Here is a 21,727-nt window from a genome sequence, read left to right as displayed (position 1 = left end):
ATGGCTGGCAATCTCATCAAACTCACCAACGCCGGCCGGGCTGCCCTGGTTGGCCCGGGCAACGTCGGCACCGTTACCCGCACGGTCGTCGCAGTGGGCATTGCCACCGCTCCGTTCGCACATGACGTCGACATGCTGGTCATGCCCAACGAGCGCAAGCGACTGACCAGCATCGGCGGTGAGAACGTGGCACCCGATACGGTCCACGTGACCATTCAGGACGAATCGGCGGACCAGTACCAGATGTACGGCTTCGGCCTGTACCTGGACAACGGCGTGCTGCTCGGCACGTACAGCCAGGACACGCCGGTCATGGAGAAGTCGCCGGCAGCGATGCTGCTGCTGGCCGCAGACATCCTGTTCACCACCATCGACGCGGCAGCCCTTGTGTTCGGGGATGCCGGCTTCCTCAATCCTCCCGCGACCACCACGGTGAAGGGCGTGGTGGAGTTGGCCGACAACGCCGAAACGCAGGCCGGAACAGACGCCACCCGCGCCGTGACGCCGGCGGGGCTGGCATCGCGCACCGCCACGGCCACGCGCACCGGCCTGGTCGAGCTGGCCACCGACGCCGAGGCGCAGACCGGCACTGACACGACGCGCGCCGTCACGCCGGCGAACCTGTCGGCCCGTATGGCCACGGAAGCGCGCACCGGCCTGTTGGAAATCGCCACCCAGACCGAAGTCGACCAAGGCACGGACGACGCCCGCGCGGTCACCGCGAAAAAGCTGCTGGCACGCCTCAAACTCCTGGGTTTCGGCGGCACAGGCACCGAAGGCACAATCACCGATATGGACGATGTGACGGTGCCCGGCGGCCTGCTCTATGTGCCGGGCGCGGCGACAAATGTGCCGATGAGCCTCGGCCCTGGCGTCTTGCTGCATCGCGTGTACGGCACCGCCGGCTTGCAGTTGTTCTCCCCCTATCAGTCGAATCGGATCGTCTTTCGCCGGCGCACGGGAAGCGCGTGGCAGGCATGGCAGGACCTGGCACTGCTCGACAGCCCTGCCTTCGGCGGCACGCCGACTGTCCCGACCGCGGCCAGGGGCACCAGCACCAGGCAAATCGCCAGCACCGAGTACGTGATGGCGGCTATGGCTGACCTGGTCGATTCGTCGCCGGGCGCTCTGGACACCCTCAAGGAGCTGGCAGCGGCGCTTGGAAACGACCCGAACTTCGCTACCACCGTTCTCACCGAACTGGGCAAGAAGTTCGACAAGGCAGGCGGCGTGGTTGGCATGCAAACTTCCGGCTGGGATGACATCAACACGCCTACCATGCGGGTACTGGACGGCTCCAACAGCGGGAAGGCCGGCGGCCTTGCGGTGGAGTCCTATGCGCCTGTGGTGCAGCTCATCGACCGCACGGTCAACGTGCGGAACGCACGGCTGCTCATGGATGCGCACCTTCTGCGCATCGGCTTTGACTCGGTGGCTACGCCAGGCGCCTACACGGACTTGTACACGTTCCACGCGGACGGCTACATGTCCCTCGGGCCGGCCACATCGAGCGCGGTGGCGTTGCGCCTGGGCACCACCATTGCCGGCGGCACAACAACACAGTACGGCGTCTACAACAACACCGAGTTCAACGAACTGGCGACGGCCGGCGTCTACGGCTATCACTCCGTTCCGCGGCTTAAGGACGCACCCTTCACCGCCAACCAGGTCGCCGGGTTCAACGCGGCCGGACCGATCCTTGGCGCGCAGGCGTCGCTCACGAACTACGACGCGTACATCGCACGCGACTACTCGAATGCCGGCGCGACGCGAATCTCTGCCGCCTTGTTCCAGATGGCGGCCGGTCCCAACAAATGGAACCTGTATTCGGCTGGCACGGCGCCGGGCTTTCACTATGGCACGCTGCAGATCGGTTCCACCGTCGACGATGGCAGCAGCGCCAAGCTGCAGGTCACAGGGTACGCGACTGCCGACACGCCGCCGGCGGGCGACTGCACCCGCAAGCTCGCCACGACTGCCTGGGTCATGTCGACCCTGCTCAACGCCGCGATCGGCCAAATCATCATCGAGCCGCGGGCCACCGCGCGGGCCGGGTGCCTGAAACTGAACGGGGCATTGCTGAATCGGTCGGCTTACCCCGAGCTGTGGACCTATGCCCAGGCCAGCGGGAACCTGGTCAGCGAAGCGGAGTGGCAGGCCGGCATGTGGGGCGCCTTCTCCACCGGCGACGGACAAAATACCTTCCGCATTCCCGAGTACCGCGGCGAGGGCCTGCGCTTCTGGGATGACGGCCGGGGCGTCGATGCGGGCCGCAAGATCGGGAGCTACCAGGCGCCGCAGAACCAGTCGCATAGCCACGGCGCGTCATCGTCCTGGTTTGGCGATCATAACCACAGCGCCTGGACGGATGCCCAGGGTTGGCACGGCCATGGCGTTCACGATCCCACTCACGCGCACACCTATGACGTGCCGCCCCCGGCTTCGAATCCGGACGGCCAGGGCGCGGCATCCGGCGCGAGCTGGCTTGACCTGACGCAGTACGGTCAGCGCGGCACGTATGGCGCATACACCGGCATCTCGATCGCCGGAGACGGGTCGCACGGTCACAACGTAGGCATCGGCTGGGCCGGGGGGCACTTCCACGCCATCACGATCAACGCAGACGGCGGCGCAGAAGTGCGCGTTCGCACAATTTCTGCGCTCGCCATGATTCGCGCCTTCTAAGGGAGAACAAGCAAATGATGCTCCACCACTACGACAGCCACACCGGTCAGTACATCAGCAGCGCGCTCGCCGACCCGGACCCGCGCGACCCCAAAGCCTGGCTGCAGCCGGCATTCACGTCGCTCGCTCCGCTGCCGGAGCGCAATCGATACGAATGGCCGTTCTTCTGCGACGGCGCGTGGGTCATGCTGCCGGACTACCGCGGCATCGTCCTGTACCGCACTGAGAATGGCGAGCCGGCGGAGTTGGGGGTGCCTGGGATCACCCCGCAGGAAGCGGGCCTTACGCCCGACCCTCGGCCGTCCGAACTGCACCGCTGGACTACCGACGGCTGGGCGCTGGACACTGCACTAGTCGCGGAGCGTACCCGCGCGGCGGCGATGGCGGAGTTCGACCGCCTCATGGCAATCGCAAGGGAAGCGAATGCAGGCAAGGCCGATGCCCATGCCGCCGGACTGCTGAACGCGGTAGAAACCGCCCTGTTCAAAGCCTGGTCCGCATACCAGCTCGACCTGGTGCGGGTTGTGAACTCGCCCGACTTCCCCATCGTCTCTGACTGGCCCGAGGAACCGAATGTAGAAGCGATCACTGCCACCGTCCAGGCCGAGGAAGCAGCGAAGGCTGCAGCGCGTGCCGGGTATGACAGCCTCCTGGCGCGGGCAAACGAAGCAATAGCGGGCAGGGCAGACGCTTACGCCGCCGGGACGCTCGACGCCGTGCCAAGAGCGATCCACGAGGCGTGGCTGTCGTTTCGGCTTCAGCTGCAACACCTGGCGCTGGCTCCGACTTTCCCCCTGGGGATCGCCTGGCCTGCACCGCCAGATGAGGCCGCGATCGAGGCAGAGATCCTGGTCAGTGCCCGAACGGATAGCGCCCCGGAAAACGCGTAGGCCACCGCTCAAGAGGGCGGGAGCGCGCACCGCTCTCACCTTTTCGTTGTACCGCTGCGGTCGACAACAGCCCGCGGCAGACCGCCACGCGCGTGCGCGGCATCCTACCGGGACGATGCTTTCGATCGTCTGCCAAATCTCCCGGAGGACTGCATGGCAACCGACTACCACCACGGCGTACGTGTCATCGAGGTCAACGATGGCACCCGCCCAATCCGCACCATCGCCACGGCCATTCCGGGCCTGGTGACCGTCGCCGACGACGCCGATGCCACGGCGTTTCCCCTCGACACTCCCGTCTTGCTGACCAACCCGCAGGCGGCCATCGGCAAGGCCGGCACCCACGGCACGCTGCGCCCCAGCCTGGAGGCCATCACCGATCAGGCCAACCCCATGACGGTCGTCGTTCGCGTTGCCGAGGGCGCCACCGAAGCCGAGACCACCAGCAACCTGATCGGCACCACCAACCCCGCCGGCCGGTACACCGGCATGAAGGCGCTGCTGGCCGCAAAGACGCGCTTCGGCGTCACGCCCCGTATTCTCGCCGTGCCGGGACTGGACAAGCTGGAGGTCGCCACGGCGCTCGCTTCGATCTGCCAGAAGTTGCGCGCCTTCGGCTATGTCAGTGCGCATGGCTGTGCGACCAAGGAAGAGGCGGCCACCTACCGTGACAACTTCGGGCAACGCGAGCTGATGCTGCTGTGGCCGGACTTCGTGGGCTGGGACACTGCCAACAACACCGAGCGCAACCTGTGGGCAACCGCGCGCGCGCTCGGCCTGCGCGCCAAGCTGGACGAGTCGGTGGGCTGGCACAAGACGATCTCCAACGTCCCGGTCAACGGTGTGACCGGCGTCTCGAAGGACATCTACTGGGACCTGCAGGATCCGGCGACCGATGCCGGTTACCTCAACAGCAACGAGGTCACCACCCTGATCAACTTCGAGGGCTTCCGTTTCTGGGGCTCGCGTACCTGCAGCTCGGAACCGCTGTTCGCCTTCGAGAGCGCCACCCGTACCGCGCAGATCCTGGCCGACACGATGGCCGAGGCGCATGCCTGGGCCATCGACCTGCCGCTCACGCCTTCCCTGGCACGCGACATCGTGGAAGGCCTCAACGCCAAGTTCCGGGAATGGACCCGCCTCGGCTACCTGATGGGCGGCAGCGCCTGGGTCGATGCCGGCATCAACACCAAGGACACGCTCAAGGCCGGCAAGTTGTGGATCGACTACGACTACACGCCGGTTCCGCCGCTGGAAAACCTGCAGCTGCGCCAGCGCATCACCGACCGCTACCTGATGGACTTCGCCGCGTCGGTGAACGGCTGATAGCGGGCATTCAAGAGAGGAAACCACCATGGCAATGCCACGCAAACTCAAGAACTTCAACGTCTTCGCCGACGGCGTGAGCCACGTCGGCGAATGCGAGGAAGTCACCCTGCCGAAGCTGACGCGCAAGCTGGAGGAATACCGCGCCGGCGGCATGAACGGCCCTGTCGATCTGGACCTTGGCAATGAGAAGCTCGAGCTGGAGACGACCTACGGCAGCATCATGCGCGAGATCCTGAAGCAGTACGGGGTCACACAGGCCGCTGCGGCAATGGTGCGCTTCGCCGGTGCCTATCAGCGCGACGACACCGGCGACACCGATGCCGTCGAGGTGGTCGTGCGCGGCCGGCATACCGAACTCGACTTCGGCACCGGCAAGGTCGGCGACAGCAGCCAGTTCAAGGTCAAGTCGTCGCTGACCTACTTCAAGCTGACGATCAACGGCGAGGTGTGGATCGAGATCGACCACGTCAACTTCATCGAGATCGTGTTCGGCGTCGATCGCCTGGCCGAGCAGCGCCGCGCGATGGGTCTGTGACGGCATGCCGCCGGCGCTTTCGGCGCCGGTAATCCCTTCCCTTTCGAGAACCACCATGAACGAAGCCAAATCCGAAACCATCACCCTCGACACCCCCATCACACGCGGCAACGAGGTCATCACGTCCATCACGGTGCGCAAGCCTGCCGCCGGCGAGCTGCGCGGCTGCAGCCTGATCGACCTGATGCGCATGGAGGTGACCGCGCTGCACGCAGTGCTGCCGCGCATCACCACACCGACGCTGACGGCGCACGACGTGAGCCAGCTCGATCCTGCCGACATGACGCAGCTGGCTACAGCGGTGAGCGGTTTTTTGCTGCCGAAGGCGGCGAAGGCCGAGGGCTTCCCGCCCGAGTCGAAGACGCCATCGCCGACGTTGCAGTGATCTTTCATTGGCCACCGGAGCGACTGTTTGAAATGGGGGTGGCCGAACTGATGGCGTGGCGCGAGCGCGCCCGGGAACGAAGCGGAACCGACGAATGAGCGTGCCACGCAATCTGAGACTCGAGGTCGTCCTGCAGGCGGTGGACCGCCTTACCCAGCCGTTCCGCAATGCCATGGGCAGCAGCACCGAGCTGGCGCGCACGGTGAAGGCCGCGCGCGACCAGCTGAAGGAGCTGAATCGCACGCAGGCCAACATCGACAGCTTCCGCAAGCTGTCTAGGGACGCGGCGATCGCCGACAACCAGCTGCGGTCCGCGCAGACGCGGGTCAAGGCACTGGCACAGGAGATGGCCTCCACGGAGCGCCCATTGGCCGCCATGACGCGAAACTTCAACGCAGCTGTCAAGGAAGCGCGGGCGCTCAAGCAGCGCGGAGCCGAGCTGCAGCAGAGCCTGGAAGGTGTGCGCGGCCGCCTGCAGTTGGCGGGAGTCAGCACCACGAGCCTCGGCCAGGCCCAGCGCGACCTGCGCGACAAGGTTGCAGCGGCAGGCCAGGCGCTGGCTCAGCAGGAAGCACGGCTGAAGGCGGTAGGCGAGCACCAGCAGCGCCTGGCCGCTGTGCAGTCCGGGTACGCGAAGGGCATGGCCGCCCGAAACGCCATGCTCGGCGCCGGTGTGTCGGCATCCGCAGCCGGCGGTGTTGCCCTCACGCCTATCGCCAAGGCGGTGAAGGACTACGTGTCCTTTGAGGACGCCATGCTTGGCATCGCTCGCCAGGTGGAAGGCGCCCGCGACGACGGCGGCAGGCTCACGGCGGTCTACTACGACATGGCGCGGCAGATCAAGCTGCTGGGTGAAGAACTGCCGATCCCAACCACCGCCATCGCGGAGATGGTGACCGCTGGCGCGCGTATGGAAGTGCCGCGCGAGGAACTGATCGCCTACACCCGGACGGTTGCCATGATGGCGACAGCCTTCGACGCCGTGCCGGACGAGATTGCGGAAAGCATGGGAAAGGTGGCGAAGAACTTCCGCATCCCCATCAACCAGATCCAGGCGCTCGCCGATTCGATCAACTACCTGGACGACAACGCCATCAGTAAGGGCGGCGACATCATCGGCGTGCTTAACCGGATCTCCGGCGTGGTGTCAACGGTGAAAATGTCCTCGGCGGACGCGGCCGCGCTCGCGTCGACGCTGCTCACGCTCGGCGAGCGGCCGGAGACGGCCGCCACGGCAGTCAATGCCATCGTCCAGAAGTTCGCCGCTGCCGAGAAGGGCACCAAAAAATTCCAGGCCGCGGTGCAGGAGATCGGCCTGTCCAGCGCCGCCATCCAGAAGGGCATGGCCACCGACGCCACCGAAACCCTCTTCCAGGTGATCGAGGCGGTGCAGAAGCTGCCGAAGGACAAGCGCATCGGCGTGATGGTCGAACTGGTCGGGATGGAGCATTCCGACACGCTCGCCAAGCTGGTCGACAAGCCGGAGGAGCTGCGCCGCCAGCTCGAACTTGCCAACGGACGAGGCGCCGAAGGATCGATGGCACGCGAATTCGCGGCGCGCCAGGAAACCATCTCTGCCCGCTGGCAGCGGCTGCAGAACCAGCTGTTCAATGGCAGCAGTGCCGCCGGGGAGGCGCTGCGCTCGACCATCGTCGGGCTGATGGATACCGTCGGCAACCTGGTCAGCCGCTTCAACGGGTTCGCGCAGGCCCATCCGGCGCTGGTCGGAGGGATCATGAAGGGCGCCGCGGCGGCCGGCGTGCTGCTCGCCGCCATGGGCGCGCTCACGCTGGCCATAGCGGCGGCGCTGGGTCCGTTGGTCATCACCCGCTATGGGCTGCAGATGATGGGTATCCGGCTCGCCGCCCTGGTGCCGTCGCTCAACCGCGCAGCCACCGCCACCACCCTCCTTTCGCGCAGCGCCCAGCTGCTCGGCGGCGCCGGCGCACGGCTCGCGCCGATCTTCAGCGCGGCCACCGGTGCCGCGGGGCGGTTTGGCGGCCTGCTGGCAGGCGCGGCCAGCCGGGCCGGTGCCCTCTTCAACGTCGTGCGCGGGCTGGCGCTGCTGCCCTTCTCCTGGCCCATCCTGGCGGCGGTAGCTGCCTTCGCCACGGCCGCGGCGCTGGTCTACAAGTATTGGGCCCCGATCCGGGCCTTCTTCGCGGGCCTGGCCAGCGGCATCGCCAGCGCCCTGGGGCCGGTAGCCACCGGTTTTGCCAACAGCTTTACGCGTGCTGTGACGGCGGCGTGGCGCCTGGCTTCCGCCATTGTCTCCGCCGTACAGGCCATCCCCGGTGTCAGCGCTGCCCTCGGGGTGGTTTGGCAGGTCGTGGGGCCGCTGCTGTCCAACCTCTGGGCATGGTTCACGCGGTTGATTGCCCCAGTGGACGACATCGGCGGCGCGGCGCAGAGCATGGGCCAGAAGATCGGCCAGGCCATCGGCACGGTGCTCGGCATGCCATTGCGGCTCGCCACTGCGTTCTACGACGCCGGTGCCCAGGTGATGGCGGGATTCGCCAATGGGATTACCAGCGGGCTGGCGCGGGTGCGGGAGACCGTCACAGGCGCCGCCGGCTCGGTCGTGACCTGGTTCAAGGAGAAGCTGGGGATCCGCTCGCCCAGCCGCGTATTCGCTGAGCTGGGCGGATTCACCATGGCTGGGCTTGAGCAGGGCCTCTCGCGTGGCCAGCGCGGGCCGATGGATGCCATCGCGCGCGTGACGCAGGCGCTCGCCGGGGTCGGCGCCGGCGTGGCAATCGGCACGGCGCCGGCAGCCGCCGCGGTGAAGTTCGATACCCGGCCGCCCCTTGGCGCACCGGCAGCAGGAGCAACCTACCAGGCAGTGGCACCGGCGGCGCCGATCACCATTAACGTCTACGCGGCACCCGGCATGGACGAGCGAGAGGTTGCCCGGCTCGTCGAAGAGAAGATCCGCCAGCTCGACGCCCAGCGTGGCGCGCGCCAACGGTCCAGCCTTACCGACAGGGATTGACACCATGATGATGGCCCTCGGGCAATTCGTGTTCAGCCTGGACACGGCGCCCTACCAGGACTTCCAGCAGCAGATTGCCTGGCGGCACCCGGCCAATAGCCGGACTGGTCGCCGGCCGGCCCGGCAGTTCCTTGGACCGGACGACGAACTGATCACGCTCACCGGCGTGCTGGCCCCGGAGCTGACGGGCGGCGACGACACGATCGAGGATCTGCGCAAGCTCGGCGACAGCGGTGAGGCCCATGTGCTGATTGAGGGCACAGGTCGGTACTACGGGCTCTTCGTGATCGAGAATCTGCAGGTCACGCGTACCTACCTCTTCCAGGACGGCAAGGCCCGGCGTATCGAGTTCACCCTGAAGCTGGTACGGGTGGACGACGAAGCCGAAGCCCTGATTGGCGACGGCGTGGCAGAGGGTGACGCCGAATGACGTTCGCCGCAGTCCGCGCCGAGCCGCGCACCACCACCGGCCGCGAGCCCCGCCCTGTCTACCAACTGGTGCAGAACGGGAACAACATCACGTCGCGCTTCCAGGGCCGACTCATGTCGCTCACCCTGACCGACAATCGCGGCTTCGAGGCCGACCAGCTCGATATCGAGCTGGACGACCATGACGGCATGCTGGACCTGCCCGAGAAGGGCGTGCGGCTGTCCCTGGCACTCGGATGGAGCGACGCCGGCGTGGTCGACAAGGGGATCTTCAAGGTGGACGAGATCGAGCACAGCGGCCCACCCGACCGGCTGACGCTTCGCGCACGCAGCGCCGACCTGGGCACCGACTTGACCACACGGAAGGAGCGCAGCTTCCGCGACAAGACCATCGGCGCCCTGGTGCGCGCAATCGCCAGCCGCAACCAGCTCGCGGCGGTGATCGCCCAGCAGCTGGCCGACCAGTTGATTGGGCACCTTGACCAGACCGGGGAGTCGGATGCCAACCTGCTCACGCGGCTGGCAAAGGACTATGACGCGATTGCCACGGTGAAGCAGGGCAAGCTGCTCTTCATCAAGGCCGGCGAGGCGCTCAGCGCTTCGGGCATCGCCCTGCCCACCGTGCTCATCACGAGGGCCAGTGGCGACACGCACAGTTTCATGGTGGCCGACCGGGACAATTACAACGGGGTCAAGGCGTTCTACCAGGACACGCGGCTCGCCAAGAAGGGAGAGGTGGTGATCGACGCCTCCAACGCCGTTGCGGCGAAGGAAGCGCCCGCGCCCACCAAGGGGCCGAAGAAGAAGGCCAAGCTGAAGCCTACGGTCGCCACGTATCCGAATCCGGACAACGTGAAGGTTCTGCGCCACACTTACGCCACGAAGGCCAATGCCGAGCGCGCCGCGCGCGCCGAGTGGGCCCGCATGCAGCGCGGCGTGGCGAATTTCAGCATCACGCTGGCGCGTGGCCGGCCGGACTTGTTTCCCGAGCTGCCGGCGGTGGTGTCTGGGTGGAAGCCGCAGATCGACAATACCGGCTGGACGATCACCAAGGTCACGCACCTCCTGACGGAGCGGGGCTATACGACCAGCCTGGAGTTGGAGATAAAGCCTGGGGAATTGGAGGAATTGAACACCGGGCCGGATTGAAATTCGCTTCCTCTTCGATTTCGGGGGGACCTGATCCAATGGCCGGGTTCCGTCAGAAGCACTCACTTGGTTTCGGCAGCGGGATGAACCTGTGGGCTTTGTCGCTAGAATTGGCCCTGATCTCGGCGAAATACGGTCAGGACGAAGGACATCCTTGATGCACGGTCGCTGGCCCATCGATAGAAACTCGACGACACACGGCAGATGGACGAAGCAGAGAAAAATGCCCCGCAGGCGCTAAAGGACGAAGTTCTCCGAAAGGTAGGAAGAAATCTCCTTCTGAACCAGCAGATTGAGCATCTGCTGAAATCTATCCTTGGAATCGCCAGGATTGAGGGTACGCTCGCGGACGCTGGCTCCCGACTCGAGGCTCGCCAGGAGGAACTCAGGACCACGTCGATGGGTGGCCTGCTGAAGCGGTTCCGCGATGAGGTTCTGACGAGTCCGTCCGAGGTTCGGGACGAGCAAAATTCACCGAACACAACCCATCCCTGGGTCAGCACGAGGTTCCAGATCGAGATCGCGCCAGAAAACCGAGCGCCCCTGGAAGCAGATCTGGCATTGCTCGCAAGGGAACGTAACGATCTTGCGCATCATTTCCTTCCCCACTGGCAGCCGGAGTCCTTCGAGCGAATGACGGAAACTTCTGTCCGTCTGGACGAGCAACTTGAGAGGATTAAGGCAATGCATGATCGCCTGAAGTCCATACTTGACACCACGCGCGAAGCCGGTCTGTCTTTTGCCACGTTTCTCGGTTCCACCGAGGGTCGGGCGGCATTCGAGCTCATGTGGCTGCAGGGTAGCCGGTTGATTGACTTACTGCTTGAAATTGCAGCCACCCCCCGTCGCGCGGACGGATGGACCGACCTTTCCTATGCAGCTGCCATTGCGCGCGGAAAGGAGCCGGACGCTTTGGCGGATCGTAAGACGCGCTATGGGGAGGAAAGTTTGAAGGCGCTGGTGATCAAATCACAGCTCTTTGAGCTTGCAGAGGAGGCGGTGCCAGGTGGTGTTCGGACCCTGATACGAGTCCGAAGAGAAGAGACCAGTTGAGGCCAGGCCCATTCCCTCTCGCGTTGCATTTCAAGGCGGACCAATTGGCGCAGTTCAGCAAATCCAGCATCGACTGCGCCTTAGCTCACTCGCCTCCAAAGGAGGCGAAAGCTGTTACAGCGTGAAGCGGCGTACACGACGGCCATCCGCCCTCAGCCAAAGCAAGAATTCTTCGGCGCTGCGCGCTCCTTTCTGACGGTTACATGGTATGCATGCCAAGGTAAGATTCTCCGCAGCATTTGTCCCTCCGCACTCCAGAGACACCATGTGATCGATCTCTCCCTCGCCGTTCAGACTAATCCCACAGTAGTAGCAGCGGTCCTTCAACTTGCGCCGAATCTCAGCGATCTGTGCGCTAGTCCACTTTGGCCCTGCATTAGCCCGCTTCGCATTTTGGCGGCGCCATTTTTCGCGGACCGCTTCTGGGTTATCTAAAGCCCATTGTCGGCTCATTTCGCGGCGACATACCCTGCACTGGTTCCTGAAAACCCCATTTGTTCTACCGAAATGCACAGAATCTAGCGGCTTTGACTCTCCGCAAACTATGCATTGACGCTGCGTCTGCTTCATAGCTCCCCCCCGGCTTGTGCTATCAACCAATTTCGCAAACGGAGATACGGTGGTCTGTTCCTTTCCGCACGCTGACCTGGTGTCGAATCGAATGCCGCTGGAAGAGTTACTATGGTTCTTCGATCTGAGCGATAACGTCCGGTCTTGGCGAACGGCAGGACATAAATTCTGGTACGCGGCAGACTGTTGGTGCCTATGTCGCGCGCCAGAGGACGACTTGGCCCGCACTGCCAAGTGTCGGCGACTGGGATTGCAGTACTCTGAGGTGAGTCGACCAGGAAGTGGCCTTTCCCCCAGCCTGATTTGGACCGCTGTGGCTCGGCCGCACGGTTGCTCAACCATTGCGGCCTGCCCCGCTCACCAGGCCGAACGGCCGAGAAAGGGTTGAGATGAGACCTTCGTCCCCAGCCTTTCTGGGGCACCAGCGGCCCGGCCCAGATACCCTTTTCGCGCCGAAGAATGAATCTTCAACACGACCGAGGCTGCTGACGGCAGGCGGATCGTCGCTGGACTTTACCTTGTGGCGATAAACGCACCGCTTGGCATCGGTTCTGCGCGATCCACGCAGCAAATCCGACTCATCCTACTTACCCAGCGACGTGTGCCCGGTACCGTGCAAATTTCTCCTGCGGTTGAGGTACGACGGTGGCTGGTGGGGATAGAAATAGCAAGATCAAACAATGCATCGGGCGCGGTGACGGGAACATCCAGATCGGCACCCTGGTCGTTCATCGCGCTTCGCCCGTCTCGCCCGCTTCGACGGTATCTCAGACGCCAGACGACAAGAACCCCATGTCGCTTGAAGAGCGTAGAGATTTAACGAGTATCGCCCTCGAAATCGAGATGGCCGAGGATGACCTGGTCGGCGCAGCCACCATCTGGCAGTCGCTGACGCGACACCTCAACGGCAGGGGCCTGAGCGATGTGCGGGAGGAAGAAGCGCTGACACACGCTCAGTACTGGAGCGCCCGCTCCTACCTCGTCAGCTGGCTGGCGTGCCGCCGTGGCGAGAACCTGCCGCGCTGCGCCATGGTGCGGCAAATTCTTCGTATGTGGGAAATCTGTCCAGGGCTGAAGCCATCGACCCAGGACCTTTGCCGCTCTCGATTCAAGACCAACGATTTGCAGGCGCTGACTGAGGTGCAGCTGCGCGCTGCGTTGTGGACGACGCTCGCGGACTGGCAAGCGTACTGGGTGGGGCGGCATCAAGGCTGACGGCTTGACACAGGCTATCGTGTCAAAGACAAAGGGCTCCTCAATCTGAGGGGCCCTGTCCTGTCGGTTGGCGCAGCCGGGGCGCTGGCGCGCCGACATCGCATGCCCATCCCCTCTATGATGATTGAACGCGGCAGTCTTTGAGCATTGGTGTGCCCGCCACTTCGCTATTGCCAATGCACTCAAGCTTGACCTGCTGACCTTTCTTGAGCGTTGCCGCAGCGGCTTCCTGACCTTTGGCAAGGTGGGCCTGCGGTCTGCTGAATTCGAACTCGTTCCCCGCTGTCAGCACCAGGTACGGCTCTTCGCCCATACCCGCCTCGATGCTGCTGATGCGAGCATTGAGGATCAGTTGCTTACCTTTGTACTTCTGGTTGGCGGCAATCTCGTTTTCCTTGTAAGCCTTCAGCAACTCATTGGCCGTAACCTGTACTGGCGGCTCGGTCGGCGTCGTAGTCCCGCTCGCTGCAGCAGGGTCTGCCGTGCTGGTCTTCTGCTCACCGCTGAAAATCGCCACGAGCACAATCATCACAACCGCTGCGATACCTATCCACTTGAATATCTTCTTCATGCTTTGACCTATATCTATGCCCTGGAGACAGGGCCAGTGACGGAAGCCAGCCGACTCTCAAACCTGTCAGACGAATCTAACGTGGGTATTCGGGAATCGCATGGCACTCCGAACCTAGAACAGGAAGCATGCAAAAATAATCAGCCAATTCCGAATCTGGATGAAATTTTTTCCAGATCAGATATCCCGGATATCTCGTTCGCGCGGCACAGAGAAAATGGGCCCGCATTTGCAGTCCCGCATTTGCAGACCCTTTTTTCTCTATGCTGGGTCTAAGTCCGCTTCTTCTTGCTCATGTCGACGGTGAGTGGACTACGCACATCGCCATGAACCACTTCGCTGCCGCTGATTTGGACGTTGTGCGATCCGCCGGCGATGACCTGCACGCGCTTGTGGACTCCCTTCACAAAGGGCTCGGGCGTTGCCGTTGCTTTCGCTTCTTCTCTTGCTGCCGTGGTATCGCACAGGGTAAGGAAGAGCTTCTCGAACTTTTCGACGGACAAGTCGCCGCCCAGGGCTTGAGCGGCCTTGTAGGCCTGGCCGGCCGCAACGCGAGCGGCGTCCAGAGTGATTGCGTTATCCGGAAGCCGTTTGCCCGTCAGGACGTAGAGCACATCGACGCCGGATCTGGCGATCGCTGCCAAGTACACCGGATCAGGGGAACGGTCCCCTCTCTCGTACCGGCTTTGCACGTTCTTCGCGACACCTAGCGCCTCGCCGAATGCGGCCTGAGTCAGACCGAGACGCAATCTTTCGGCCTTCAGACGCTCGCCTACAGTCTCCATTTCGGTTGACTCTTATCAAAGAAGTCTCCAAATTGGAGACTATCATCATCAGCACACACTAACGAAACTCAATCATATCGTATGCCTACCAAGCCTCCTGCCCTGCGCGCGCCGCGCCAGCCGGACACGGTGCCCGTGGCCATCCGACTCACGCCCACGGAGCTGGCCAAGACCGATCGCTACGGCGCTGCGGAATTCCGCTCCCGCGCGGCATTCACTCGTTTGATGTTCCTCCGCGGCATGGCGGCATACGAGCGTGACATCGGACTTGGCCCTGATAGTGCTCAGCATATGGATGCCTACTCGCATCCGCATGCAGATGCCGTTGCGGAGTGATGCGATGCGAAAGCCCGTGCGCATTGAACAGACATTGCGTGAAGCGCTCACCGGCCCCGGTCGCATGGATGTGCAACGTGCCATCGGTTGGGACGATTCCAACGTCAGCCGCTTCCTGAGTGGCAATCAGGGGGTGGTGATCGACAAGCTGGATGGTCTGGTGTCGGCTGTTGGCTATGTCCTGATCACGCGCAAGTACCTCGACGCCGTCGCCACACTCGGCGAAGTCGGCATGCACTGCGAATGCGCCCGTGAGGGCTTGGGCGAGTGCGGGAGATTCTGCAAATGAAGATGACCTGTCCACATTGCGAGGCTCGGCTCCACATTCGCAGCAGCCGAGCCGTGTCGTTGCTTTCACGCGAACTGTACGTGCAATGCCCAAACGTGGACTGTGCGTATACGTGCAAGATGCTGCTCTCCCCGGTCCACACCATCGCGCCCAGCATGAAGCCGAACCCGAAGGCCTACCTGCCTCTAGGAAAGCCTCGCCCAGGGCCACGCGACGAGCGCCAACTGGACTTGCTGCCGACCTAGCGGCCTAACTCCCCTTTTGCGTTTGACCGCCCTGCTCATGCCCCTTTCGGGCGTGAGGGACACCTGTTGCCTACTGCTATGCCAAATCTCTCTGAAACCGCCGTCCTCACCTTCGAAAACATCGAGTTTGATGTAGTGGATATTCACAACGTACCTTGGCTAAGGGGCTTGCAGGTTGCAAATGCCCTTGGTTACAGGAATCCGGCTGCGGATATCCAGAATCTCTTCAGCCGCAACGCCGACGAGTTCACCGCCGAGATGACCCAGCTCGTCGAGCTGGACACCGCCGGCGGCCGCCAGCAGGTTCGCATCTTCAGCCCCCGCGGCTGCTACCTCCTCGGCATGCTGGCCCGCACCGAACGCGCCAAGGCCTTCCGCTGCTGGGCTCTCGACGTTCTCGAAGGCCGGCAGCCGCCGCGCAAGGTGGCCACGCTGACCGTACCGCAACACCTGGCCGCCCTGCGCTACCGGGGCACGCTGGTCATGGAACTCGCGGCCATCCGCTCGCCCGGTGTGGCCGCAGAGCTGTACGCCAACCTGCGGCATGTGTCCCGCCTGCTCGGCATGCCCCTGAAAGACCTGGACTCGCTCGCACCGGGCCTCCAGCAACAACGCCTAGACGGCGTGGCCTGATCCCGTCTGGAGCCGATGCGCATGAACCCATCCCTGCACAGCGAAGTCACCAGCCGCCTGCTGCGCGACTACGCCTTCAAGCAGAAGCGCGGCGGCGAAAAGCTGGAGGACGGCAAGTGCCCGTCCTGCGGCAAGAAGACGCTGTGGGCTTTTGGCGATGCACCGTGGGTCGTGCGCTGCAACCGCCTGAACCACTGCGGGGCCGAGCTCCACATCAAGGACCTGTACCCGGATCTGTTCGAGAGCTGGAGCGACCGCCACCAGTCAACGCCCGAAAGCCCGAAAGCCGCCGCTGACGCCTACATGCGCGACGGCCGTGGCTTCGACCTGGACAAGGTGCGTGGCTGGTACACCCAGGAGAGCTTCTATAGCCACGATCTGAAGATCGGCAGCGCCACCGTGCGGTTCGCGCTGGGCGCCGGCATCTATTGGGAGCGGATCATCGACCAGCCGCACCGCTTCGGCGCGCGCAAGGGGACATTCCATGGCAGCTACGGCGGCATGTGGTGGCAGCCGCCGGTGCTGGAAACATCCGGCGCAGCCGAGCTGTGGATCGTGGAGGGCATCTTCGACGCGATCGCGCTCGGGCACCACGGCGTGCCGGCGGTGGCGGCGCTGTCCTGCAACAACTACCCGGGCACAGCACTGGCCGCGCTGGCCGAGCAGTGTGCCGCCGCTGGCCGCGCACGCCCGAAGCTGGTGTGGGCCCTGGATGCGGACCATGCTGGGACGCGGTACGCCAGGCAGTGGCTCAAGCGCAGCCGCGACGCCGGCTGGGAAGCTTCTATCGCGCTACCCAAACAGGTCGGCGCGAAGAAGCGCGACTGGAACGATCTGCACCAGCTCGGCAAGCTATCCGCGCAGGACCTGGAAGAGTACCGCTACCTGGGCGACCTGCTGGCCGCCCCCAGCGCGGCCGAGAAGGCGCGGCTCATCTACGGTCGCACCGGCATGAGCCAATTCGCTTTCGACTTCGACAGCAAGCTGTACTGGTTCAAGGTCGATCTGGAAGCGCTGAACCGTGAGATGGACGCCGTGCGCAGCGCGCACGCCGACATGAGCGAGGCGGAACTGCGCGACGAGGCCATGCTCAAGGCCGGCGTGGTCACCAACATCGCCACATGCCTGCCGACCGTTCTCTACTACCAGGCAAACGCCGTGACCGACGAAGCCTGGTACTACTTCCGCGTCGCGTTCCCCCACGACTCGCAACCGGTGAAGAACACCTTCACCAGCTCCCAGGTCGCGTCCGCCACCGAGTTCAAGAAGCGGCTGCTGGCCGTGGCACCGGGCGCCTTCTACACCGGTTCCAACGGGCAGCTGGACAGCTATCTGAAGGAGCAGATGCACCGCATCAAGAGCGTGCAGACCATCGACTTCGTGGGGTACACCAAGGAGCACGGCTGCTATGTCTACGCGGACGTAGCAGTCAAGGGCGGCAAGCTCCACGCGCTCAACGACGAGGACTTCTTCGACGTGGGGCGCCTGTCCATCAAGACCATCGGCGGCTCGGCTGGGCTCTCGCTGAACACAGACCTTAAGGCATTCCGCCACGACTGGCTAGAGCTGCTGTGGCGTGCCTTCGGCGCCAAGGCCATCGTGGCCCTCGCCTTCTGGCTGGGCAGCCTGTTCGCCGAGCAGATCCGGGAGGGCGAAGGGGTCAAGCAGAAGAGCTTCCCGTTCCTCGAGGTCGTGGGGGAACCCGGCGCCGGCAAATCGACGCTGATCGAATTCCTGTGGAAGCTGTGCGGGCGGCGAGACTACGAGGGCTTCGACCCGTCCAAGTCCTCGCTGGCGGCACGGGCGCGCAACTTCGCCCAGGTGTCCAATCTGCCGGTGGTGCTGATCGAAGGCGACCGGGGCGAGGATGGCGCCAAGGTCAAGGGCTTCGACTGGAACGAGCTGAAAACCGCCTACAACGGCCGCAGCACGCGGGCGCGCGGCGTCAAGAACGCCGGCAACGAGACTTACGAGCCGCCCTTCCGGGGCACGGTCGTCATCAGCCAGAACGCCGAGGTCAACGCCAGCGAGGCGGTGCTGCAGCGGATCGTCCACCTGTACTTCGACCGCGCCGGCCAGAGCCCCGACACGTTCGCCGCCGCGCGAGAGCTGGAGCAGATGCCGGTGGAAGACGTCTCCGGCTTCCTGCTGACCGCGATCCTCAAGGAGCGCGAGATCCTGGCCTCCTACGTGGAGCGCATGCCTGTGTACCAGGACCACCTGGTGAAGCACCCCGAGGTCAAGCATCAGCGCCTGGTGAAGAACCACGCCCAGGTGATGGCGCTCGTGGACTGCCTCGGCCACGTGGTGCCGCTGCCCAAGGAATACCGCGACGCCGCCATCAGGCAACTGGTGACCATGGCCGCCGAGCGCCAGCAGGCCATCGGCGCGGACCACCCGCTGGTGCAGGAATTCTGGGAGCTGTACGACCACATCGAATCGGCGGAGGAAGACCACGCCGTGCTGAACCACGCCCGGGGGGATGGCGGAATTATCGCCATCAGCCTGCGGCACTTCGAACAGGTGGCAAACGACCGCCGCCTCAACCTCCCTCCGCTGACGGATCTGAAGCGCGTGCTGCGTACCTCGCGGCATCGCAAGTTCGTGGAGCTGAGGGTTGTCAACAGCGCGATCAACGCGCGTCACAACGCCGAGTATTCCCACGCGCCAAGGCGCCCCACCACGGTCAAGTGCTGGGTCTTCGAGGATCGCTCGGGCAACAAAGGAGCGTGAGCATGAATTCCATCAAAACCTCACTATGCGCCGCGGCCAGGATCGCCGTGAAGCCAGTTCAGTTCCAGTTGGCCACCCACGACGACAGGCCCTATTGGTTCGCCACCCAGACGCTGGAAGTCACGCTGCACGATGGCAACGAATGCTCTGTCGTGATTCATCTCGAAGAAGGCTGCTGTGCGTTGCTGGCCGGAGAGCCGGTCGTCATGCCCACGGTCCCCGAATCCGCAGGAGAGCCGGCATGAGCGCGTTCCTGGTCTACATCGTTTCGCACAGCGGGGTGCGCATGCAGTTCACCGCCATCGCCCGCAGCCGCTTGGATGCCCAGCTGGGCGCCCTGGACCACCTGACCGAGCCCCCCCGCTTCTGCTGTGCGCGCGCTATTGGGAGGGCCGCCTGATGCTCGCACTGCTCAACCTCTGGATGATCGCCACCGCGGCCGGCGCCATCTACCTGCTCAACTCTGGCGCCGCGCACGCCCGCTGGGGCTCCCTGGTGGGGCTGCTCGGCCAGCCGGCCTGGTTATACCTGACCGCTGCGACAGGTGAGCCGGGCATGTTCTGGGTGAGCCTGTTCTTCACCGTGTGCTACGGCCGCGGCGTGTGGGACGGGTTCATTCGTCGAGGAGGCCGCCATGGCTAAGCCCACCCTCACTGACGCCGACCTGCGCCGCGCCCATCGCGCCATGCGGATTGCCACCCCTTTCGATGCCATGTCCGACCTACTGCGCAGCGCCTTGGCAGCCGCGGCCCGGGCCATGGCCAGCCGCGAGCAGCAGCGCGCGGCGAGCCGTCCCGCCGGCGGCACCCCCGACCTGAAGCGCCGCGCTGCCGGCGACTCCGATGACTGATCGTAGCCACAAGGTTTCGCCATGGAACATCAAGTGACCTTCCACATCGACACGCGGCAGCTGCCGCACTTCACCGACAGCCACATCGCTTCGCTCTGGCACATCGCCCAGGCGAACCCTGCGGCGTTCGAAGATGCCAAGGCTTGCGAACTGGCCGAGGCCATCGGCCGCGAGATCATCCGGCGCTGGCTGCGCTCGGCAGGGGCGCCGCTGTGGGACCGGCAAGGCGTCCATCACTACTTTGGCGTGAAAGACCATTGCCGGTGGGACGGTGAAAAGTGGGCCCCCAAGGGTCCGCTCGTCGCGGCTGATATCGACGCATGCAATACGCCGGAGGTGGAGTAATGCCCGCCAGCAAGCACCGCAAGAGCCGGCGCGCCTATCGTCCGCGCGAGGCCTGCCTGCCGGTCATGTACCGCTTCAGCAGCAATGCCGAGGTCGACCTGCAGTTGATCCCACACATCGAGCTGAGCAAGATCCTTGACGGCACCGCCACCGAGTCCGCCTGGCACACGCTGGCTTTCCGCATCAACGTGGGACAGGTGGCGGCGACGCTCTACTTCCCGGACAACCAGGCGCTTTGCGACGCCATGGATGCGGCGGTCGTTGCCGTCGCGGACGTCGGCAAGCGCTTCCGCGAGCGTGGCCGGCTCGGCGTGACTGGCGACGAGTTCCGCGCCATCGGCCAGGGGCTCAACCTCACCGACGATATGCAGCGTACCTGCACCCGCCGCCAGCTGCTGGTGGCCACGCTGCAGGTCAACAACAAGGCCACAACCGCCGGCCCGGTGGCTGCCGGCGAGATCCTCCATTCGGAGCTGACAGTATGACCACGACATCCCAACAGGAGCCGGCAGTTCCCTACGTTCAGCGTGTGGCGCAGATCATCTGCACCGGCCTGTATCCGGAGGCGCACGCTGCCGGCAAGACGCTGACCGATTTTCCGAAGGCGACCCGCGAAAACTTGCTGACCATTGCCGAGGCCATCCTGGTGGAGACGACCGTCGAAGCCCTGGCGGCACAACGGTACGCCTGGTGGGTGACCGGACGGGACGAACTGGACGGCCTGGCGCCAGCGCAGCTCATCATTGGCGGTGCGCTCGACACGAGCGAAGGTACGCCGCTGGCGGTCGATGCCCACCAGCGCAGGCACTTCCTGAGGCCGTGGCGCGAGAGGCTCGCCATGCTGCTGCAGTTGCTGGTGCTGCCGCAGCATGAGGTTAGCGCCTTGGCCGCCTTCGCGTCGTCGCATTCGTGGAGCAGCGCCGAGCTTGGAACGGCCATGGGCTTGACCCGAGACATTGAGGGGCTGAAATGAGAGCAATTCGCATCAAAGACGTGATCCAAAAGGTCAGCCTGAGCCAGTCGACCATCTACGCGATGATCGCCAAGGGACGCTTCCCGAAACCCTTTGAGCTGACTCCGGGACGCGTAGCGTGGATTGAAGATGACATCGACGCATGGCTGGCGGAGAAAGCTGGCCGAGCTCCAGCGGCGGCCGCTCCCCTGCGGATCGCCGGCGCAGCGCTGGCGCAACTGGGGTGAAAACTGGGGTCAGGGTTGGCTGACGATGTGAGACCCAAACCAGATAAGGGCTGGCGGGACGTGTTTGGCCCCCACCGCTTCCGCCAGACAGCAAAACGGCCCGCACCAGGCAACCGGTGCGGGCCGTTCTTATTCGGAAGTGGATTCCGGACACTGCGTCAGCAGCCGGTAGGCTTCGGCCTCTGAAATCTTCAGCCGGTACTTCTGCGCCAGCACGCGCGCAAATGCGTAGGCCGAGTCCGGGTGACAGTGCCGCAACTGCTCGCGGTACGCCTCGACTTCATAGCGCAGCCGCCAGCGCCGGCTGGCGAGATACAGCACGCCCATCAGCCCCCAGCTGCGCCAGAACTGGCGCACGTGGACCTTCTCGTGCTCGATCAGCGCGTCGCTGGCGCCGGGCCGCAGCAGGATCAGCGGGCCGGGCGTGAAGCCGTCAAACCCGCGCGGGATCAGCCAGCGGGTTTCGACGACCAGGCAAAGCGGGGAACGGCAGTAGCGGAGCATGCCT

28 protein-coding genes are annotated in these 21,727 nt (G+C 64.4%); 24 read left to right on the top strand and 4 right to left on the bottom strand.

The window, feature by feature from the left end; genetic code table 11:
* From ACIP1U_RS03020 to ACIP1U_RS02975, 10 genes are all read left to right on the top strand, one after another.
* Positions 1–2,685 carry a hypothetical protein gene (locus ACIP1U_RS03020; RefSeq protein ID WP_400311775.1) on the top strand — a complete coding sequence of 895 codons (2,685 nt, stop codon included), beginning with the start codon at positions 1–3 and terminating at the stop codon, positions 2,683–2,685.
* 14 nt (positions 2,686–2,699) lie between these two features.
* A complete protein-coding gene (locus tag ACIP1U_RS03015; RefSeq protein ID WP_400311529.1) occupies positions 2,700–3,575 on the top strand; it encodes a tail fiber assembly protein in 876 nt (291 codons plus the stop codon).
* Between the two features lie 153 nt (positions 3,576–3,728).
* Positions 3,729–4,901, top strand: coding sequence for a phage tail sheath protein (locus ACIP1U_RS03010; RefSeq protein WP_400311526.1), 1,173 nt, complete (start codon positions 3,729–3,731; stop codon positions 4,899–4,901).
* Positions 4,902–4,929: 28 nt separating this feature from the next.
* Positions 4,930–5,439: a phage major tail tube protein gene (locus tag ACIP1U_RS03005; protein ID WP_400311523.1), complete on the top strand. Its 510-nt coding sequence runs from the start codon at positions 4,930–4,932 to the stop codon at positions 5,437–5,439.
* 55 nt (positions 5,440–5,494) lie between these two features.
* Positions 5,495–5,824, top strand: coding sequence for a phage tail assembly protein (locus ACIP1U_RS03000; RefSeq protein WP_400311520.1), 330 nt, complete (start codon positions 5,495–5,497; stop codon positions 5,822–5,824).
* Positions 5,825–5,856: 32 nt separating this feature from the next.
* Positions 5,857–5,922 (top strand): GpE family phage tail protein, encoded by a 66-nt coding sequence (locus ACIP1U_RS02995; protein WP_400311772.1) that lies wholly within the window; start codon positions 5,857–5,859, stop codon positions 5,920–5,922.
* Positions 5,919–8,816, top strand: a complete 2,898-nt coding sequence (locus ACIP1U_RS02990; protein WP_400311518.1) for a phage tail tape measure protein — start codon at positions 5,919–5,921, stop codon at positions 8,814–8,816. Before ACIP1U_RS02995 ends, ACIP1U_RS02990 begins: the two co-directional genes overlap by 4 nt.
* Positions 8,817–8,820: 4 nt before the next feature.
* A complete protein-coding gene (locus ACIP1U_RS02985) occupies positions 8,821–9,246 on the top strand; it encodes a phage tail protein (RefSeq protein ID WP_400311515.1) in 426 nt (141 codons plus the stop codon).
* On the top strand, positions 9,243–10,394 hold the full coding sequence (locus ACIP1U_RS02980) for a phage late control D family protein (RefSeq protein WP_400311513.1): 1,152 nt from the start codon (positions 9,243–9,245) through the stop codon (positions 10,392–10,394). The genes ACIP1U_RS02985 and ACIP1U_RS02980 overlap by 4 nt, the downstream gene beginning before the upstream one ends.
* A 204-nt stretch (positions 10,395–10,598) precedes the next feature.
* On the top strand, positions 10,599–11,447 hold the full coding sequence (locus ACIP1U_RS02975) for a hypothetical protein (RefSeq protein ID WP_400311510.1): 849 nt from the start codon (positions 10,599–10,601) through the stop codon (positions 11,445–11,447).
* A gap of 114 nt (positions 11,448–11,561) precedes the next feature.
* On the opposite strand, the gene ACIP1U_RS02970 is transcribed toward ACIP1U_RS02975, so the two are convergent.
* Positions 11,562–11,900 carry an HNH endonuclease gene (locus ACIP1U_RS02970; RefSeq protein ID WP_400311507.1) on the bottom strand — a complete coding sequence of 113 codons (339 nt, stop codon included), beginning with the start codon at positions 11,898–11,900 and terminating at the stop codon, positions 11,562–11,564.
* Positions 11,901–12,809: 909 nt separating this feature from the next.
* On the opposite strand from ACIP1U_RS02970, the gene ACIP1U_RS02965 reads away from it, so the two are divergent.
* A complete protein-coding gene (locus ACIP1U_RS02965; protein WP_400311505.1) occupies positions 12,810–13,232 on the top strand; it encodes a hypothetical protein in 423 nt (140 codons plus the stop codon).
* A gap of 115 nt (positions 13,233–13,347) precedes the next feature.
* Here the strand turns inward: ACIP1U_RS02965 and ACIP1U_RS02960 are convergent, their stop codons facing one another.
* On the bottom strand, positions 13,348–13,803 hold the full coding sequence (locus ACIP1U_RS02960; protein ID WP_400311502.1) for a hypothetical protein: 456 nt from the start codon (positions 13,801–13,803) through the stop codon (positions 13,348–13,350).
* A gap of 272 nt (positions 13,804–14,075) precedes the next feature.
* Positions 14,076–14,588 (bottom strand): helix-turn-helix domain-containing protein, encoded by a 513-nt coding sequence (locus ACIP1U_RS02955; protein ID WP_400311500.1) that lies wholly within the window; start codon positions 14,586–14,588, stop codon positions 14,076–14,078.
* A gap of 81 nt (positions 14,589–14,669) precedes the next feature.
* Here ACIP1U_RS02955 and ACIP1U_RS02950 point away from each other — a divergent pair, with 81 nt between their 5' ends.
* From ACIP1U_RS02950 to ACIP1U_RS02890, 13 genes are all read left to right on the top strand, one after another.
* On the top strand, positions 14,670–14,924 hold the full coding sequence (locus tag ACIP1U_RS02950) for a hypothetical protein (protein ID WP_400311497.1): 255 nt from the start codon (positions 14,670–14,672) through the stop codon (positions 14,922–14,924).
* Positions 14,925–14,928: 4 nt separating this feature from the next.
* The gene (locus tag ACIP1U_RS02945) at positions 14,929–15,213 is read left to right on the top strand and encodes a DNA-binding protein (RefSeq protein WP_400311495.1); all 285 of its coding nucleotides are present in this window, start codon (positions 14,929–14,931) and stop codon (positions 15,211–15,213) included.
* The gene (locus tag ACIP1U_RS02940) at positions 15,210–15,458 is read left to right on the top strand and encodes an ogr/Delta-like zinc finger family protein (RefSeq protein WP_400311492.1); all 249 of its coding nucleotides are present in this window, start codon (positions 15,210–15,212) and stop codon (positions 15,456–15,458) included. Before ACIP1U_RS02945 ends, ACIP1U_RS02940 begins: the two co-directional genes overlap by 4 nt.
* A gap of 78 nt (positions 15,459–15,536) precedes the next feature.
* A complete protein-coding gene (locus ACIP1U_RS02935) occupies positions 15,537–16,091 on the top strand; it encodes a Bro-N domain-containing protein (RefSeq protein ID WP_400311490.1) in 555 nt (184 codons plus the stop codon).
* A gap of 21 nt (positions 16,092–16,112) precedes the next feature.
* A complete protein-coding gene (locus ACIP1U_RS02930) occupies positions 16,113–18,824 on the top strand; it encodes a toprim domain-containing protein (protein WP_400311487.1) in 2,712 nt (903 codons plus the stop codon).
* Positions 18,825–18,826: 2 nt separating this feature from the next.
* A complete protein-coding gene (locus tag ACIP1U_RS02925) occupies positions 18,827–19,069 on the top strand; it encodes a hypothetical protein (protein WP_400311484.1) in 243 nt (80 codons plus the stop codon).
* A complete protein-coding gene (locus tag ACIP1U_RS02920; RefSeq protein WP_400311481.1) occupies positions 19,066–19,224 on the top strand; it encodes a hypothetical protein in 159 nt (52 codons plus the stop codon). Before ACIP1U_RS02925 ends, ACIP1U_RS02920 begins: the two co-directional genes overlap by 4 nt.
* Entirely contained in the window at positions 19,224–19,466 is a 243-nt protein-coding gene (locus ACIP1U_RS02915; protein WP_400311480.1) for a hypothetical protein, read from the top strand. The genes ACIP1U_RS02920 and ACIP1U_RS02915 overlap by 1 nt, the downstream gene beginning before the upstream one ends.
* The gene (locus ACIP1U_RS02910) at positions 19,459–19,674 is read left to right on the top strand and encodes a hypothetical protein (protein WP_400311477.1); all 216 of its coding nucleotides are present in this window, start codon (positions 19,459–19,461) and stop codon (positions 19,672–19,674) included. Before ACIP1U_RS02915 ends, ACIP1U_RS02910 begins: the two co-directional genes overlap by 8 nt.
* A 33-nt stretch (positions 19,675–19,707) precedes the next feature.
* Positions 19,708–20,019 carry a hypothetical protein gene (locus ACIP1U_RS02905; RefSeq protein WP_400311475.1) on the top strand — a complete coding sequence of 104 codons (312 nt, stop codon included), beginning with the start codon at positions 19,708–19,710 and terminating at the stop codon, positions 20,017–20,019.
* Positions 20,019–20,504 (top strand): hypothetical protein, encoded by a 486-nt coding sequence (locus ACIP1U_RS02900; protein WP_400311472.1) that lies wholly within the window; start codon positions 20,019–20,021, stop codon positions 20,502–20,504. Before ACIP1U_RS02905 ends, ACIP1U_RS02900 begins: the two co-directional genes overlap by 1 nt.
* On the top strand, positions 20,501–20,992 hold the full coding sequence (locus ACIP1U_RS02895; protein WP_400311469.1) for a hypothetical protein: 492 nt from the start codon (positions 20,501–20,503) through the stop codon (positions 20,990–20,992). The genes ACIP1U_RS02900 and ACIP1U_RS02895 overlap by 4 nt, the downstream gene beginning before the upstream one ends.
* Positions 20,989–21,219 carry an AlpA family transcriptional regulator gene (locus ACIP1U_RS02890; protein ID WP_400311466.1) on the top strand — a complete coding sequence of 77 codons (231 nt, stop codon included), beginning with the start codon at positions 20,989–20,991 and terminating at the stop codon, positions 21,217–21,219. The genes ACIP1U_RS02895 and ACIP1U_RS02890 overlap by 4 nt, the downstream gene beginning before the upstream one ends.
* Before the next feature lie 129 nt (positions 21,220–21,348).
* On the opposite strand, the gene ACIP1U_RS02885 is transcribed toward ACIP1U_RS02890, so the two are convergent.
* Positions 21,349–21,723, bottom strand: coding sequence for a hypothetical protein (locus ACIP1U_RS02885; protein ID WP_400311463.1), 375 nt, complete (start codon positions 21,721–21,723; stop codon positions 21,349–21,351).
* Between the last annotated feature and the right edge of the window lie 4 nt (positions 21,724–21,727).

It is taken from the genome of Cupriavidus sp. NPDC089707 (genome assembly GCF_044748965.1).
GTDB lineage: Bacteria > Pseudomonadota > Gammaproteobacteria > Burkholderiales > Burkholderiaceae > Cupriavidus.
Note: the sequence above shows the minus strand (reverse complement) of the source record. Positions and strands in the feature narration are given on the sequence as shown.